Annotated in this window: 15 protein-coding genes, 2 tRNA genes and 1 pseudogene; 9 read left to right on the forward strand and 9 right to left on the reverse strand. The window is 75.0% G+C overall.

Going from position 1 to position 13238, the window contains the following annotated elements; all coding sequences use genetic code 11:
- Nucleotides 1-29 precede the first annotated feature (29 nt).
- The 6 genes and pseudogenes from POD19_RS05930 (at nt 30) to POD19_RS05955 (ending at nt 2793) form a co-directional block, all read left to right on the forward strand.
- Nucleotides 30-101, forward strand: a tRNA-Thr gene (locus POD19_RS05930).
- 59 nt (nt 102-160) lie between these two features.
- Nucleotides 161-234 (forward strand) — tRNA-Met (locus POD19_RS05935).
- 89 nt (nt 235-323) lie between these two features.
- Nucleotides 324-617, forward strand: coding sequence for a hypothetical protein (locus POD19_RS05940; RefSeq protein ID WP_036381486.1), 294 nt, complete (start codon nt 324-326; stop codon nt 615-617).
- A 40-nt stretch (nt 618-657) separates the two neighbouring features.
- A pseudogene (locus POD19_RS05945) lies at nt 658-1106 on the forward strand (FAS1-like dehydratase domain-containing protein).
- Nucleotides 1106-1597 carry a MaoC/PaaZ C-terminal domain-containing protein gene (locus POD19_RS05950; protein ID WP_101965856.1) on the forward strand — a complete coding sequence of 164 codons (492 nt, stop codon included), beginning with the start codon at nt 1106-1108 and terminating at the stop codon, nt 1595-1597. The pseudogene POD19_RS05945 and the gene POD19_RS05950 overlap by 1 nt, the downstream one beginning before the upstream one ends.
- A complete protein-coding gene (locus POD19_RS05955; RefSeq protein WP_101965855.1) occupies nt 1594-2793 on the forward strand; it encodes a UDP-N-acetylmuramate dehydrogenase in 1200 nt (399 codons plus the stop codon). Before POD19_RS05950 ends, POD19_RS05955 begins: the two co-directional genes overlap by 4 nt.
- A 200-nt stretch (nt 2794-2993) precedes the next feature.
- On the opposite strand, the gene asd is transcribed toward POD19_RS05955, so the two are convergent.
- From asd to mshD, 7 genes are all read right to left on the reverse strand, one after another.
- Nucleotides 2994-4166 (reverse strand): aspartate-semialdehyde dehydrogenase, encoded by a 1173-nt coding sequence (gene asd, locus POD19_RS05960; RefSeq protein ID WP_049146263.1) that lies wholly within the window; start codon nt 4164-4166, stop codon nt 2994-2996.
- Between the two features lie 10 nt (nt 4167-4176).
- On the reverse strand, nt 4177-4407 hold the full coding sequence (locus tag POD19_RS05965; protein ID WP_070708542.1) for an NF038396 family protein: 231 nt from the start codon (nt 4405-4407) through the stop codon (nt 4177-4179).
- Nucleotide 4408: 1 nt separating this feature from the next.
- On the reverse strand, nt 4409-4969 hold the full coding sequence (locus POD19_RS05970) for a dihydrofolate reductase (protein WP_044659551.1): 561 nt from the start codon (nt 4967-4969) through the stop codon (nt 4409-4411).
- 22 nt (nt 4970-4991) lie between these two features.
- Nucleotides 4992-5822: a thymidylate synthase gene (locus POD19_RS05975; RefSeq protein WP_036317717.1), complete on the reverse strand. Its 831-nt coding sequence runs from the start codon at nt 5820-5822 to the stop codon at nt 4992-4994.
- Nucleotides 5823-5904: 82 nt separating this feature from the next.
- Nucleotides 5905-6261 carry a GNAT family N-acetyltransferase gene (locus tag POD19_RS05980; RefSeq protein WP_041103569.1) on the reverse strand — a complete coding sequence of 119 codons (357 nt, stop codon included), beginning with the start codon at nt 6259-6261 and terminating at the stop codon, nt 5905-5907.
- A 75-nt stretch (nt 6262-6336) separates the two neighbouring features.
- Complete coding sequence (locus POD19_RS05985; protein WP_113913807.1) at nt 6337-7347, reverse strand: NUDIX hydrolase; 1011 nt, start codon at nt 7345-7347, stop codon at nt 6337-6339.
- Nucleotides 7348-7485: 138 nt separating this feature from the next.
- The gene (gene mshD, locus POD19_RS05990) at nt 7486-8439 is read right to left on the reverse strand and encodes a mycothiol synthase (RefSeq protein WP_135019256.1); all 954 of its coding nucleotides are present in this window, start codon (nt 8437-8439) and stop codon (nt 7486-7488) included.
- Between the two features lie 101 nt (nt 8440-8540).
- Here mshD and POD19_RS05995 point away from each other — a divergent pair, with 101 nt between their 5' ends.
- The 3 genes from POD19_RS05995 to ygfZ all read left to right on the forward strand — a co-directional run bounded on the left by POD19_RS05995 (nt 8541) and on the right by ygfZ (nt 11396).
- Nucleotides 8541-9347 (forward strand): hypothetical protein, encoded by an 807-nt coding sequence (locus POD19_RS05995; RefSeq protein ID WP_228070389.1) that lies wholly within the window; start codon nt 8541-8543, stop codon nt 9345-9347.
- Between the two features lie 187 nt (nt 9348-9534).
- Nucleotides 9535-10203 carry a nitrobindin family protein gene (locus tag POD19_RS06000; protein WP_135019254.1) on the forward strand — a complete coding sequence of 223 codons (669 nt, stop codon included), beginning with the start codon at nt 9535-9537 and terminating at the stop codon, nt 10201-10203.
- Nucleotides 10200-11396, forward strand: a complete 1197-nt coding sequence (gene ygfZ / locus POD19_RS06005; RefSeq protein ID WP_095694872.1) for a CAF17-like 4Fe-4S cluster assembly/insertion protein YgfZ — start codon at nt 10200-10202, stop codon at nt 11394-11396. Before POD19_RS06000 ends, ygfZ begins: the two co-directional genes overlap by 4 nt.
- A gap of 13 nt (nt 11397-11409) precedes the next feature.
- Here the strand turns inward: ygfZ and POD19_RS06010 are convergent, their stop codons facing one another.
- A complete protein-coding gene (locus POD19_RS06010) occupies nt 11410-12162 on the reverse strand; it encodes a hypothetical protein (protein ID WP_135019253.1) in 753 nt (250 codons plus the stop codon).
- Nucleotides 12159-13190, reverse strand: a complete 1032-nt coding sequence (locus POD19_RS06015; RefSeq protein ID WP_036317733.1) for a 6-phosphofructokinase — start codon at nt 13188-13190, stop codon at nt 12159-12161. Before POD19_RS06015 ends, POD19_RS06010 begins: the two co-directional genes overlap by 4 nt.
- Nucleotides 13191-13238 lie beyond the last annotated feature (48 nt).

The following is a 13238-nucleotide window of genomic DNA, read 5'->3' on the forward strand; positions in this document are numbered from 1 at the left end:
CCGGGGCCCTGGTAGAGTCTCACCTCGTTGCCCCGATAGCTCAGTGGTAGAGCGCCATCTTGGTAAGATGGAGGTCCCGGGATCGATTCCCGGTCGGGGCTCTGACATGAGAGCCCGCCCTCGCGGCGTGAAACCGTGAGTGCGGGCGTTCTTGTGTCGTGGCGGCGTAGCTCAGCTGGTTAGAGCGCACGACTCATAATCGTGAGGTCGGGGGATCGAGTCCCCCCGCCGCTACGGAATCGGACGGACCCGGTCACCTCCTCGGAGGGGCCGGGTCCTTTCGCGTTCCGGGGCCCGTCCGTCGCCCCGGTAGCCTGGCGGGCATGTCCACGCGTCGCCCCGCCCCCCAGCCCGCCCGCGGCACCACCGCGCCCCGCGGCTTCGTCTCCCCGTGGGAGCACGGCTCCCGGCTGTACCGGACCCTCGTGCTGACCGGCTCCGCGCTGTTCCTCGTGGGCATCGTGCTGGCGGTCGTCGGCGGGACCACCGGACGCCTCGCCGTCTCCGGGACCGCCCTGGGCGTGCTCGGCGCGGGCGTCGCCGTGCACCTGTCCGCCCAGCTCGTGCGCTTCCGCCAGGCCGCCCGCCGGCAGGGGGAGCGGCGCCCCGGCCGTTAGGCTGGACGGCAGTCGAGAACCGTCCCGCAGGAGGCCCGAGTTGAGCGTGAACCCCGACGTCGCCGGGCGGAGCTATCCGCCCGCGCCCCCTTCCAGGTCGGTCGTGAGGCGGTCCGCGGCTTCGCCGAGGCCGTGCAGGCCCACCATCCCGCGCACCACGACGTCGCGGCCGCCCGGGCCCTGGGACACGCCGACCTGGTCGCCCCCCCGACCTTCGCCGTCGTCATCGCCCAGCGCGCCGAGGCCGCCGTCGTCGCCGATCCCGAGCTGGGGATCGACTTCTCGCGGGTGGTCCACGCGGACGAGCGCTTCGTCCACCACCGCCCGCTGGTGGCCGGGGACGAGGTCGTGGCGACCGTGCGGGTCGAGGCCGTGAAGTCCCTCGGCGGCAACCGCATGGTCACCACCGTCACCGAGATCGCGGATCTGGACGGCGCTGCCGTCTCCACCGTCACGTCCACCCTGCTGGTCCGGGGAGAGGAGTCCTGATGAGCACCGCCCCCCGCCTGTCCGACCTCGCCCGGGGCGAGGTGGTCGGCACGCGCACCGTCACGTTCACCCGCGCCGACCTCGTCGCCTACGCGGGTGCCTCCGGCGACCGCAACCCGATCCACTGGTCCCCGACGTTCGCCGAGCACGTCGGCCTGCCCGGCGTCATCGCCCACGGGATGCTCACCATGGGCGCGGCCGTGCAGCTCGTCTCGGACTGGGCGGGCGACCCGGGCGCCGTCGTCGACTACCAGACCCGCTTCACCGGCATGGTGCCGGTCGCGGACACCACGGGGCGCACGGACGACGACGGCGCGCCCGTCCCCGGCGCCACGCTCGAGGTCGTCGGCACGGTCGGCGCCGTGGACGAGGCTGCCGGGACGGTGCGGATCGACCTGAACGTCACCAACCCGGACGCGGTGAAGCCGCGCGTGCTGACCAAGGCGCAGGCCGTGGTCCGTCTGGCCGACCCCGCGGGGGAGAGCGCGTGAGCGAGCGGCTGGCGGACCACACCACCACCCGCGTCGGCGGGCCTGCGCGCGCGTGGGTCACCGCGCGCACCGAGGCCGAGGCGATCGAGGCCGTGCGCGCCGCCGACGCGGCGGGCGAGCCCCTGTTCGTCCTCGGCGGCGGTTCCAACACCCTCATGGCGGACGCCGGCTTCCCCGGCACCGTCGTGCGGCTGGCCTTCGAGGGCATCCACGTGCTGGACGGGCCGCTGCCCGGCGAGGGCGAGACGCCGCCCGCCGGCGACGGGGCCCGGTCCGCGGACCACGAGGGGGAGGCCGTCGTCGTGCGGATCGCGGCGGGCCACCCGTGGGACGACGCCGTCGCATGGACCGTGGCGCACGGGCTCGGCGGGATCGAGGCGCTCTCGGGCATCCCGGGCTCGGCCGGCGCGACGCCCGTGCAGAACGTCGGCGCGTACGGCGCGGACGTCTCGCAGGTGCTCGTCGCCCTGCGCGCGTGGGACCGGGAGGCGGGCGACGTCGTCGAGCTGACGCCCGCGGACCTGCGCTTCGGCTACCGCGACTCCGTGATCAAGCGCTCCATGCTGGAGACCGGCGCGCCGAGTCCCCGGTGGATCGTGCTCTCGATCGACCTGCGGCTGCGTCGCGCCTCCTCCGACGCCGAGCCGACGGTGCCGGTCCGCTACGGGCAGCTGGCGGCCGCGCTCGACGTCGAGGAGGGCGCCCATGCCCCGCTCGCGGTGGTCCGCCGCGAGGTGCTGGCCCTGCGCGCCGCCAAGGGGATGGTGTCCGATCCGGCGGACCCGGACACGTGGTCCACGGGCAGCTACTTCACAAACCCGATCGTGCCCGCGTCCGTGCGGGCCTCCCTGCCCGACGGCGCCCCGGCGTTCGCCGCCGGCCAGGCCGAGGACGGGACGCCGCTCGTGAAGCTCTCGGCGGCCTGGCTGATCGATCGCGCGGGCTTCGCGAAGGGCTTCGGGCTGCCCGAGGTCGCCCCCCGCGAGGGCGGGCCGGACGGCCGCGGAGCCGACGGCACCGGCCTGGCCGGGGGCCGCGCGTCGGTGTCCACGAAGCACACCCTCGCCATGACCAACCGCGGCGACGCGACCACCGAGGACGTCCTGACGGTCGCGCGCACCGTGCGCGACGGCGTGCGCGAACGCTTCGGCGTCGAGCTGCACCCCGAGCCGATGATCATCGGCACCAGCCTCTGACCCCCCTCCACTTTCGTTCGGGAAACGGCGCCCCCAGGAGTGCTTTCGTTCGGGAAACGGCGCCCCTAGGCGGCGCGGGCGCCGTTTCCCGAACGACAACGCGCGAACACCCGCCGTTTCCCGAACGAAAACGGGGGCCGGGGTCCGGGGTCCGGTGCGGGGCCGGGTCCCCGCGCGCGCCGCGGCGCCGGCGTCGCGGCTCAGAGGTTGCCGGTGGCGATCATCAGCATGCGACGCACGGGCTCGGCCGCACCCCACAGCAGCTGGTCGCCGACGGTGAACGCCGAGAGGTACTCGGGACCCATGTTGAGCTTGCGCAGCCGGCCGACGGGGATCTGCAGGGTGCCGGTCGCGGCGATCGGGGTCAGGTCGGTGACCGTGGCCTCCTTGGTGTTCGGCACCACCTGCACCCACTCGTTGTCCGCGGCGATGATCTGCTCGACCTCGTCCAGCGGCACGTCCCGGGTGAGCTTGAGGGTGAGGGCCTGCGAGTGGGAGCGCATCGCGCCGATCCGCACGCACAGCGAGTCGAACGGGATCCGGTCCGCCCCGGTCAGTCCGAGCACCTTGTTGGTCTCGTCGTAGGCCTTGCGCTCCTCGCGGGAGACGCCGTCGCCCAGGTCGGAGTCGATCCAGGGGATCAGCGAGCCGCCCAGCGGCACGCCGAACTGCGTCGAGTCCAGGCCGTCGCGCTGCAGCTCGATCACCTTGCGGTCGATCTCGAGGATCGCCGACGCCGGATCGGCCAGCTCGGCCCGCACCGCGCCGCCCAGCTCGGCGTACTGGGTGAGCAGCTCGCGCATGTGCCGGGCACCGCCGCCGGAGGCCGCCTGGTAGGTCATGGCGGTGCCCCACTCGACCAGGCCCGCCTTGAACAGGCCACCGAGGCCCATGAGCATGCAGGAGACGGTGCAGTTGCCGCCGATGAAGTCCTTCGTCCCGTTCGCCAGGGCGGCGTCGATCACGCCGCGGTTCACGGGATCCAGTGCGATCACGGAGGTGTCCGCCATGCGCAGGGTGGAGGCGGCGTCGATCCAGATGCCGTCCCAGCCGGCGGCGCGCAGCTTCGGGTACACGGCCTGCGTGTAGTCCCCGCCCTGCGCGGTGAGGATCACGGGCAGGGCCTTGAGCGCGTCCACGTCGTACGCGTCCTGGAGCACGCCCGGGTCACCGGCCATGCCCTCGAGCACGGGCGCGGGACCGCCGGCGTTGGACGTGGAGAAGAAGACGGGATGGATACGGGCGAAGTCGCCCTCCTCGGCCATGCGCTGCAGGAGGACGGACCCCACCATGCCGCGCCAGCCGACCAGGCCCACGGTGGGCACGGCGGCCGCGTCGGGGGCGTTCACAGATGCGGGGGCAGCGGAAGTCATGCCCTCCAGGCTAGCGGCCCTGCTGCGCGCGCTTCCGCTTGTTCCACGCGATGAGACCGCCCACGGCGAACACCTGGGTCAGCACGAGCAGGAACACCAGCCCGGCGATGGTCTTGCCCTGCAGCACGAGGATCAGCCCGAACACGGCGCACACGAACGCCAGCACGGGCAGGACGACGAGCGCGAGGAACGAGACCGCCTGCGGGGAGAGCAGACGCTGGTCGGAGTCGGTCGGGGCCATGTCAGTCGCGTTCCCATCGTTCGAAGCGGTGGCGCGGGCCGGAGGCGGAGTCCAGCCACGCGTCGGGGGCGGGCTCGACGGCGGTGCGCCGCCAGCGGGCGTCGAGCAGCGGGGCGTGCGTGTCGCCGTCGACGTCGGCGTCGATCACGGTCACCTCGGCGCGCGAGGCCACGTCGAGGGCCTGCTCGTAGAGCGTCGCCCCGCCGATCACCCACACGGTGTCACAGCCGTCGGCCTCGGCCGCGGCGGCCAGGGCCGCCCCGAAGTCAGGCACGACGACGGCGCCCGCGGCCCGCAGCTCCGCGCCGGCCTCCTCGGTGGCCGTCAGGGTGCGGGAGACCACGATGTTCGTGCGCCCGGGCAGCGGGCGGAAGCGCGCCGGGAACGACTCCCACGTGCGCCGGCCCATGATCACGGGGTGGCCGTGCGTGTGGGCCCGGAAGTGGGCGAGGTCCTCGGGGACGTGCCACGGCATGGTGCCGTCGCGGCCGATGACGCGCTCGGGGGTCTGGGCCCAGATCATGGCGATCACGGGCTCGGTGGGACGGGTGGCCCGGCTCATGGGGTCGCTGCGCATCCTCGGCTCAGACGGCGATCGGCGCCGTGATGGTGGGGTGGTGACGGTAGTCGAGGACCTCGAAGTCGTCGTAGTCGTAGTCGAAGATCGACGCGGGGGTGCGCCGCAGCCGCAGCCGCGGGTACGGGTACGGCTCGCGGGAGAGCTGCTCGCGCACCTGCTCCTCGTGGTTCGCGTAGATGTGCACGTCCCCGCCGGTCCACACGAACTCGCCGGGCGTCAACCCGGTCTGCTGCGCGACCATCACCGTGAGCAGCGCGTACGAGGCGATGTTGAACGGCACGCCGAGGAACAGGTCCGCCGAGCGCTGGTAGAGCTGGCATGAGAGCCGCCCGGGGGCGCCGTCCTGACCGGGGGAGACGTAGAACTGGAACAGCGCGTGGCACGGCGGCAACGCCATCTCGTCCACCTCGGCGGGGTTCCACGCGGTGACGATGTGCCGGCGCGAGTCGGGGTTCGTCCGGATCTGCTCCACGACCTTGGCGATCTGGTCGATGTGGCCCCCGTCCGGGGTGGGCCACGAGCGCCACTGCACGCCGTAGACGGGGCCGAGCTCGCCGTCCTCGTCCGCCCACTCGTTCCAGATCCGCACGCCGCGCTCCTGGAGCCACCGCACGTTCGAGTCCCCGCGCAGGAACCACAGCAGCTCGAGCGCGACCGACTTGAAGTGCACGCGCTTGGTCGTGATCAGCGGGAAGGACTCGGCCAGGTCGAAGCGCAGCTGGCGGCCGAACACGCTGCGCGTGCCCGTGCCGGTCCGGTCCGTCTTGACGGCCCCGTGGGCCATCACGTCGGCGAGGAGGTCCTCGTAGGGGGTGGGGATGCTCACCCGGTCCACTCTAGCGATCCGAGCGGACGCGCTGAGCGTCGTCGACGGCCCGGCGGAGGCGGGTACCGGCAGGGCAGGGCCCCGCCCCCGGTCAGCCGTGGAAGACCATGTCCTGGTACTCGGGGTAGCGGCGCAGGTAGTCCTCCACGTAGGAGCACTCGGGCACGATCCGGTCACCCTCCGCGCGCAGCCGGTCCAGGACCATGGTCACGAGGGCGCGGGCATAACCGCGGCGGCCAAACTGCTCGTCGATGATGGTGTGCTGCAGGCGCAGGACCACGGTGTCCTCGCCGTCCGCGCCGCGCACGGTCTCCTGGTCGTAGCCGAGGAACCCGATGAAGGTCCCGTCCTGGCGCAGCTCGAAGCGCTGACGGTCCGGGTCCCGGGTCACCGTGAGGCGCTCGTGGACGATCTTCTCGGGCTGGCTCTGGGCGGCGGTGTTCTCCATGACCCGAGCCTAGGGCCGGGGGCGGGCCCGCTCAACGGTGGCCCGGTCGTGCGGGCCGAGGCCGGCGCGGGCGGCTCAGTCGTCCCAGGGGTCGTAGACCTCGACGGCCACCACGTCGCCGTCGAGGTCGAGCGCGCGGTGCGCCACCAGCACAGCGCCGGGCCGCAGCCACGGATCCTCGGTCGGCAGGGCCCGCAGCACGCGGTCCGCCTGGCCGGCGGCCGCGTCCTCGACCACCTCGAACAGGGTCGGCAGCACCGGCCGGTGCGTGCACACGACCAGCGGCCGGGAGCGGCCCATGAGCTCGGCCATCACCTTGCGGGTCTTCTTGGGCTTCTCCCGGGCCGTGGTCTCCGTGAACGCGCCCTTGGTCTTCAGCGGCAGCCGGCTGGACTTCACGAGCGGGGCCAGCGTCTCCACGCAGCGGCGCCACGGGGAGGAGACCAGCCGCTCCGGCCGCCAGGCCGACACGAGGCCCTCGACGGCGAGCGCCTGCCGCCGGCCCGTCGCCGCCAGCGGGCGCTCCTGCTCGGCGCGGGACCACGAGGAGCGGGGCTTGGCCTTGGCGTGGCGCAGCACCAGCAGCGGCACGGTCCGCAGGCGCCCCCGGGAGGCGGCACGCAGCAGCAGGTCGAGCGGTTCGTGATCCGAGTCGTTCGTCAGCAGCCGCCGGGCCTCGTCCGGCCCGACCCAGCGGACCTCGTCCACCTCGTCGCCGTCGGGGAGGGCGCGCTGGCCGTCGACCTCGGCGGCCCAGTACCAGACCTCCTTGCTCTGACGTACGCCCCGCTTGCCGGGCACCTCGTACGCGGTCACGCACAGCGGGATGCCCGGCCGCAGCTCCAGGCCGACCTCCTCGCGCAGCTCGCGGACCGCGCACTCCGGCAGCGTCTCACCCGGATCGAGCTTGCCCTTGGGCCACGACCAGTCGTCGTAGCGGGGCCGGTGGATCACCATCACCTCGAGGCCGCCGGGCACGCGGCGCCACGGCAGCATGCCGGCGGCCAGCACCTCGGCGCGGGGGCCTTCCGAGGCGCGGTCCTCCGTGGACCAGCGGGCGACGCGGTCGGCGTGGGACGAGGGCATGGGGCGGGTTCCTCTCGGGGTGCGGCGGCCGCGACGACTGCTGGGGCAGGGCACGGGGCGTGGCCGACCCCACGGGGGCCGGCCTCACCAGGATACGAGGCCGCCGGGATGTGCCCGGCCGGCCCCCGCCCGAGGGTCTCAGGGGCGGCGGTACTGGGCGTCGGCGGCGAACAGCTCGAAGCCGAGGGACGCGTAGAGCGCGACGGCGGCCGTGTTGTCCGCGTCCACGTACAGGTCCACGACGTCGACTCCCTGTTCCGCCATCCGGTGCAGCCCCGCCAGCGTCAGGGCCCGACCGAGGCCGAGGCCCTGGGCGTCGGGGGAGACGCCCACGGCGTACACCTCCCCGACGCGCGGGCCGTCGGCTCCGGCATCCGGCTCCACCTTCGTCCAGTGGAAGCCGAGCAGCCGCCCGTCCGCCTCGCGGGCGGCGAGCAGGAGGCCGTCGGCGTCGAACCAGTCCTCCGCCATGCGGTCGTCGAGGTCGGCGCGGGTCAGGCTGCCCTGTTCGGGGTGGTCCGCGAAGGCGGCGGCGTTCACGTCCAGCCAGGCCTGCTCGTCCTGGCCGGGGACGAAGCCGCGCAGGGCCACCCCGTCGGCGAGCCGCACCTCCGGCAGGGCCGCGAGCGCCGCGTGCGACAGGCGCATCCGGCGCAGCTCGCGGACGGGCTCGAGGCCGTGCCGCCGGGCGAGCCGGACCGCCCCCGGGAGCATGCCGTGGGCCCAGACGCTCGTGGTCTCCTCCCGCGCCAGGTCCCGGACCGCGGCGGCCGCGGCCTCGGCCAGGGCCGACCCCCGGCCGGTGCGGCGTGCGGCCGGGTCGACGACGAGCTCGAGCACCGCCGCCGCGCCCTCGGGCACGAGCACGGCCGCCCCGTCGATCGCGCCGTCCGGGCCCCGGGTGGCCCCCCACCAGAGCTGCCCGCCGCGGGCGAGCAGCACGCGCGTCTGGTCCGACAGCGGGGGATGACCGTCCGCCGCCCCGGCGCGGTCGGCCAGGTCCAGGACGGCGCTCGCCTCCTCCGGGCGCGGGGTGACGACGCGCGGCATGCCGTCAGCGTCGGAGGTCGTGGGGGTGGGGTGTTCGGCCATGCCGGCCACCCTACGGAAGGAGGACGGTGGCCCGCGAGGTGCGCCCCGCCGTCGCCCGCCCAGGGCCGAGCCGGTGCGCACCTGGCAGGATGGGGCAGGTGATGCGCTTGTCCATGGCCCTGAGTGCGGCCGTCGCCGCCCTCGTCCTGGGCGGTGCCGCGCTGCTGGGCCCGGTCCCCGCCGCCCTCGCCGCCGCCGTCGTGATCCTGGTCATCGCCTGGGGCTGGCCGCGGCAGATGGGGGCGCCCGCGCGCCTCTCGCTCAGCGTCACCCTGGCCGTCGCCGGGGCCGTCGCGGTGCTGCTCATGCTGCTGTGGCCGCCGCTCGAGGACGGGCGCAGCGGGGCCTGGACGCTCTTCGAGCCGCTCGCCGTCGTCGTCGCCTGGAGCACCATGGCCTCGTTCGTCGTCCAGCTGGTGCGCGGGACCGGCCGGCCGCTGCGCCTCGAGTCCACCGTCGCCACGATGGGCGGGGCGTTCATGGCCGTCGTGACGGCGTGCTGGGTGGCCGTCTCACGTTGGACCGACACCCCCGCGGTCGCCGGGCTGGTCATCACGCTGGCGGTCACGGTGGCCGCGGTCTGCCTCGTCGGCCTCACCCCGTGGATGCAGGGCCGGCCGGGGGTCCTGGCGCTCGTCGTCATCCCCCTCGGCACGGTGCTCGCGTGGCCCGTCTCGGCGCTGGCCGGCGTGGGCACCCGGGACCGGCCGGCCGTCACGGCCGCGGCGCTCGCGGTGGCCGTGCTCGTGTCCCTGACCGCCGCCACGGCGCCGTCGTCGCGACCCCGGCCCGAGGACCGGCCGGTGGGCACCACCCTGCGCCCGCGCCGGGCGGGCTATGCCCTCGCGTTGGCGCCCGTGGGCGCGGCCGGCGTCGTGGCGCACGTCATGGTGGGCTTCCTGGCCTGACAGGTCGGGCCCGCTCGGTAGGATGTCCCGCATGGATACCCTTCTTGCGCTCGAGATCTTCTTCCTGGCCCTCGTGGTCCTGGCCGGCCTGGGCATGGCCGCCGTCGCCGCGGTCGTCATCAGCGGCCTCTTCAAGGGCCAGCGCTGAGGACGCGCGGCCCGCTGTCGGGCCGCGCCGTGATCTGCCATGGCGACTGAACTCCCGTACGACCTCACCCCCGAGCTCGCGCCCCTGTCCTGGCTCATCGGCAGCTGGGAGGGCCAGGGCCGCCTCGGCGACGGCTCCGCCGGCACCGAGATCTTCTACCAGCGGGTGGACTTCACCGAGCATGGTCTGCCGTTCGTCGAGTACCGCGCGGAGTCGTGGCTGTGCGAGGCGGACGGCACGCTGCTGCGTTCGCTGACCGTGGAGTCCGGCTTCTGGCAGGTGGACCGGGCGCGGCGCGACGGCGACGTCGGCCCCGGCATGCGCCCGGCGGACATCGTCCCCGCGTTCCGCTCCGCCGAGGACGTCGAGCGGCTGCGCGCCGGCGACGAGGGCTTCGGCCTGACCGCCACCATCACGCATCCGGGCTCGCTGTCCGAGCTGTACTACGGCCGCATCAAGGGCCCGCAGCTGCAGCTGGCCACGGACGCGGTCCTGCGCGGCTCCGCCGCCGGCCCGTACCACCGGGCCACCCGCATGGCCGGTCTCGTGAACGGGCAGCTGTTCTGGCGCTGGGACGTCGCGGACGCCGCGGGCGCCGAGCTCGAGGCGCACGCCTCCGCCATCCTGGACCGCATGCCGAGCGCGGCCGAGGGTCGGCTCGCCCCGGGGGCCGAGCGTCCTCGCGGGGCTCGCGGGGAGCAGTCGTGACGGCCTCCCGCAGCCCGCTGCTGGACCTGGCCGTGGCCGAGCCGCAGGGGCCGGCCGGCGGCGCCGTCGAGGGCCGCGGCCCGGACGCCGGCGTCGCCGCGCACTACGGTCGCCCCCTGCCCGAGCAGCGCGCCCTCGCCCGGGGCCGCGCCCTGGTCGACCTCTCCCACCGGGCCGTGCTCTCCGTGTCCGGCCCGGACCGGCTGAGCTGGCTGCACACGCTCGGCACGCAGCACGTCGAGACGCTGCCCCCCGGCACAAGCACCGAGATCCTCTTCCTCGACGTGCAGGGGCGGATCGAGCACGCCGCCCACCTGCTCGAGGACGGCGCCGCGGCCTGGCTCGTCACGGACCGCGAGGACGGCCCGGGCCTCGCCGCGTGGCTCACCTCGATGCGCTTCTCCCACGACGTCACGCTGCGGGACCACACTGGGGCGGTCGCCGTCGTGGGCGCCACCGCGCCCGTGCCCGGCTGGGAGGACCGCACCGTGTGGCTGGACCCGTGGCCGCGCGTCGGGGCGGGCGGCTGGGCCTACACGGCCGATCCGGATCCGGCGACCCACCCGGGTGCGGACTGGTCCTGGCGCGAGTACCTCGTCACCCGGGCCGACCTCGAGGCCACCGTCCGCGCGCTCGGCACGGGCGTGCTCGCGGGCTGGTCCCTGGCGGGCACGACGGCGGCCGAGGCGCTGCGCATCGAGGCCGGCCGCCCCCGCCGGGCCCTCGACGTGGACGACCGCGCGATCCCGCACGAGCTGGACCTGCTGCGCACCGCCGTGCACCTCGAGAAGGGCTGCTACCGCGGTCAGGAGACCGTGGCGCGCGTGCACAACCTGGGCCGCCCGCCCCGCCGCCTCACCCGCCTGCTCCTGGACGGCTCCGTCCACGCGCTCCCCGAGCACGGTGCCCCCGTGATCCTCCGGCCGGCCGAGGACACGCCCGAGGCCCGCGCCGCCGCCCGTCCGGTGGGGACGGTCACCGCCGCGGCCCAGCACCATGAGGCGGGCGCCGTCGCCCTGGCGCTGCTCAAGCGCACGGTGCCCGTGGACGCCGAGCTGCTGGTCCGCGAGGACGCTCCCGGCGAGGACGGTGCCGCCGAGGGCGGCTGGATCGCCGCGAGCCAGGAGCCGCTCGTGTCCCCGGACGCCGGGCAGGTCGTCGGCCGACCGCGCGGCGTGGGCCGCCTGCGCTGACCGACTCGCCGGCTCAGTCCAGCGCGAGGACGGTCCGCGTGCCCGCCGCCTCCAGCCCGACGGCGATCGCCACGTGGTGCGCGGCTGTGTGGCCCGCCGGCACCTCGGCGAACGGCAGCAGCCCCTCCAGCGCCGCCCGGTCCATCGCCACGGCCACCGCGTAGCGGCCGAGCCCACGACCGCGCAGCCGCGGTGGGGTGAGGGTGCCCAGCGAGGCCAGCACGCCGCCCGTCACGCGATGCCCCGCCGCCGCCACCGCGGCTTCGATCGCCCGTCCCGCGCCGTCGTCGGGAACGAGCGCGACCGAGGACTCCCAGGAGGGGACACCCGCCTCGGCCACGTCGTCTGCGGGGGCCTGCGCGACCACGGCGTGGACGTGGGTGGGGTCGTCGGACACGGCGACGGTGCGCGAGGGGTCGACCGGCGGCGGTTCCTCGGCGGCGTAGAGCGTGAACTCGCCGCGGGAGCGCACGGCCTCCCCGGCGGCGGCGCGCACCGCCGTCCGCAGCAGGGCCGACTCCACGCCCAGCGCCTCGGCGGGCACGCCGCGGCAGGCACGCGTGAACCACGCCGGCCCCGCCACGACGGTGGCCCAGGGCAGGGCCAGCACCTCCGCCTCGGCCACATCCTGCCGGGCCACCTCGATGCGGCGCGGCTCGGCGCCCGCCGCCGGGGCGTCGCCGGGCAGGAGCGCGGTGTCGGGCAGGCCGAGCCGACGCGCCAGCCCGAGGGCCAGCACGCCGACGGCGGGGTGGTCGGGTCTCACCGGCCGAACAGGATCTTCGCCTCGTCGTAGCGGGAGACCGGCACCTTCTTGAGGCCCTTGAGGGCGGCGCTCATGGGGATGGAGATGATCTCCGTGCCGTTGGCCGCCACCATCTGTCCCCAGCGGCGCTGGGCGACGAGGTCGACGGCGCCCATGCCGAAGCGCGTGGAGAGCACGCGGTCCGTGGCGGTGGGGGCGCCGCCGCGCTGGATGTGGCCCAAGATGGTGCTGCGCGTCTCGATGCCGGTCATCTCCTCGATCTCGCGGGTCACCCACTCGCCGATGCCGCCCAGACGCGGCCGGCCGGACGCCTCGACGCCGGCCTCGGCCAGCGGGTCGTCGTGGCCCTCGGGGACGAAGCCCTCCGCCACCACGACCAGCGGGGAGCGACCGCGGTCGTGGACCTGCTGCACCCACTCGGCGACCTGGGACATCGGGGTGCGGACCTCGGGGATGAGGATCGCGTGGGCGCCGGCGGCCATGCCCGAGTGCAGGGCGATCCAGCCGACGTGGCGGCCCATGACCTCGGCGACCATGCAGCGGTGGTGGGACTCGCCCGTGGTGCGCAGCCGGTCCATGGCGTCCGTGGCGATCTGCACGGCCGTGTCGAAGCCGAACGTGTAGTCGGTGCCCTGCAGGTCGTTGTCGATCGTCTTGGGCACGCCCACGATCGGCAGCCCGTCCGCGGCCAGGCGGTTCGCGCCGGCCAGGGTGCCCTCGCCGCCGATCGCGATGACGGCGTCGATGTCCAGCTCGCGCAGGTTGCGGAGCATGTTCTCCGGGCCGCCGCCCTCCGCGTTGTAGGGGTGCGTGCGGGAGGTGCCGAGGATGGTGCCGCCGGTGCGGGCCAGGCCGCGCACGCGGGAGCGGGGCAGGTCCTCGACGTCCTTCTCGATCAGGCCGGACCACCCGTTGCGGATGCCCACCATCTCCATGTCGTACGACTTGATGCCGTGCAGGACGGCGGAGCGGATGACGGCGTTGAGGCCGGGGCAGTCGCCTCCGGAGGTGAGCATTCCGACGCGCATGGGGGTCCTCTCGGGCGTTCTCGTGGGGGTCGGCACCACCCTAGGCGT

It is taken from the genome of Micrococcus sp. GPGPB33, assembly GCF_037853785.1.
In the GTDB taxonomy this organism is placed as follows: Bacteria; Actinomycetota; Actinomycetes; order Actinomycetales; family Micrococcaceae; genus Micrococcus; species Micrococcus luteus.

Excerpts from the sequence above, each read along its gene's own strand:
- POD19_RS05940 (WP_036381486.1), top strand. The coding sequence starts at position 324 with ATGTCCACGCGTCGCCCCGCCCCCCAGCCCGCCCGCGGCACCACCGCG.
- POD19_RS05950 (WP_101965856.1), top strand. The coding sequence starts at position 1,106 with ATGAGCACCGCCCCCCGCCTGTCCGACCTCGCCCGGGGCGAGGTGGTC.
- asd (WP_049146263.1), bottom strand. The coding sequence starts at position 4,166 with ATGACTTCCGCTGCCCCCGCATCTGTGAACGCCCCCGACGCGGCCGCC.
- POD19_RS05965 (WP_070708542.1), bottom strand. The coding sequence starts at position 4,407 with ATGGCCCCGACCGACTCCGACCAGCGTCTGCTCTCCCCGCAGGCGGTC.
- POD19_RS05970 (WP_044659551.1), bottom strand. The coding sequence starts at position 4,969 with ATGAGCCGGGCCACCCGTCCCACCGAGCCCGTGATCGCCATGATCTGG.
- POD19_RS05980 (WP_041103569.1), bottom strand. The coding sequence starts at position 6,261 with ATGGAGAACACCGCCGCCCAGAGCCAGCCCGAGAAGATCGTCCACGAG.
- POD19_RS05985 (WP_113913807.1), bottom strand. The coding sequence starts at position 7,347 with ATGCCCTCGTCCCACGCCGACCGCGTCGCCCGCTGGTCCACGGAGGAC.
- mshD (WP_135019256.1), bottom strand. The coding sequence starts at position 8,439 with ATGGCCGAACACCCCACCCCCACGACCTCCGACGCTGACGGCATGCCG.
- POD19_RS05995 (WP_228070389.1), top strand. The coding sequence starts at position 8,541 with ATGCGCTTGTCCATGGCCCTGAGTGCGGCCGTCGCCGCCCTCGTCCTG.
- POD19_RS06000 (WP_135019254.1), top strand. The coding sequence starts at position 9,535 with ATGGCGACTGAACTCCCGTACGACCTCACCCCCGAGCTCGCGCCCCTG.
- POD19_RS06015 (WP_036317733.1), bottom strand. The coding sequence starts at position 13,190 with ATGCGCGTCGGAATGCTCACCTCCGGAGGCGACTGCCCCGGCCTCAAC.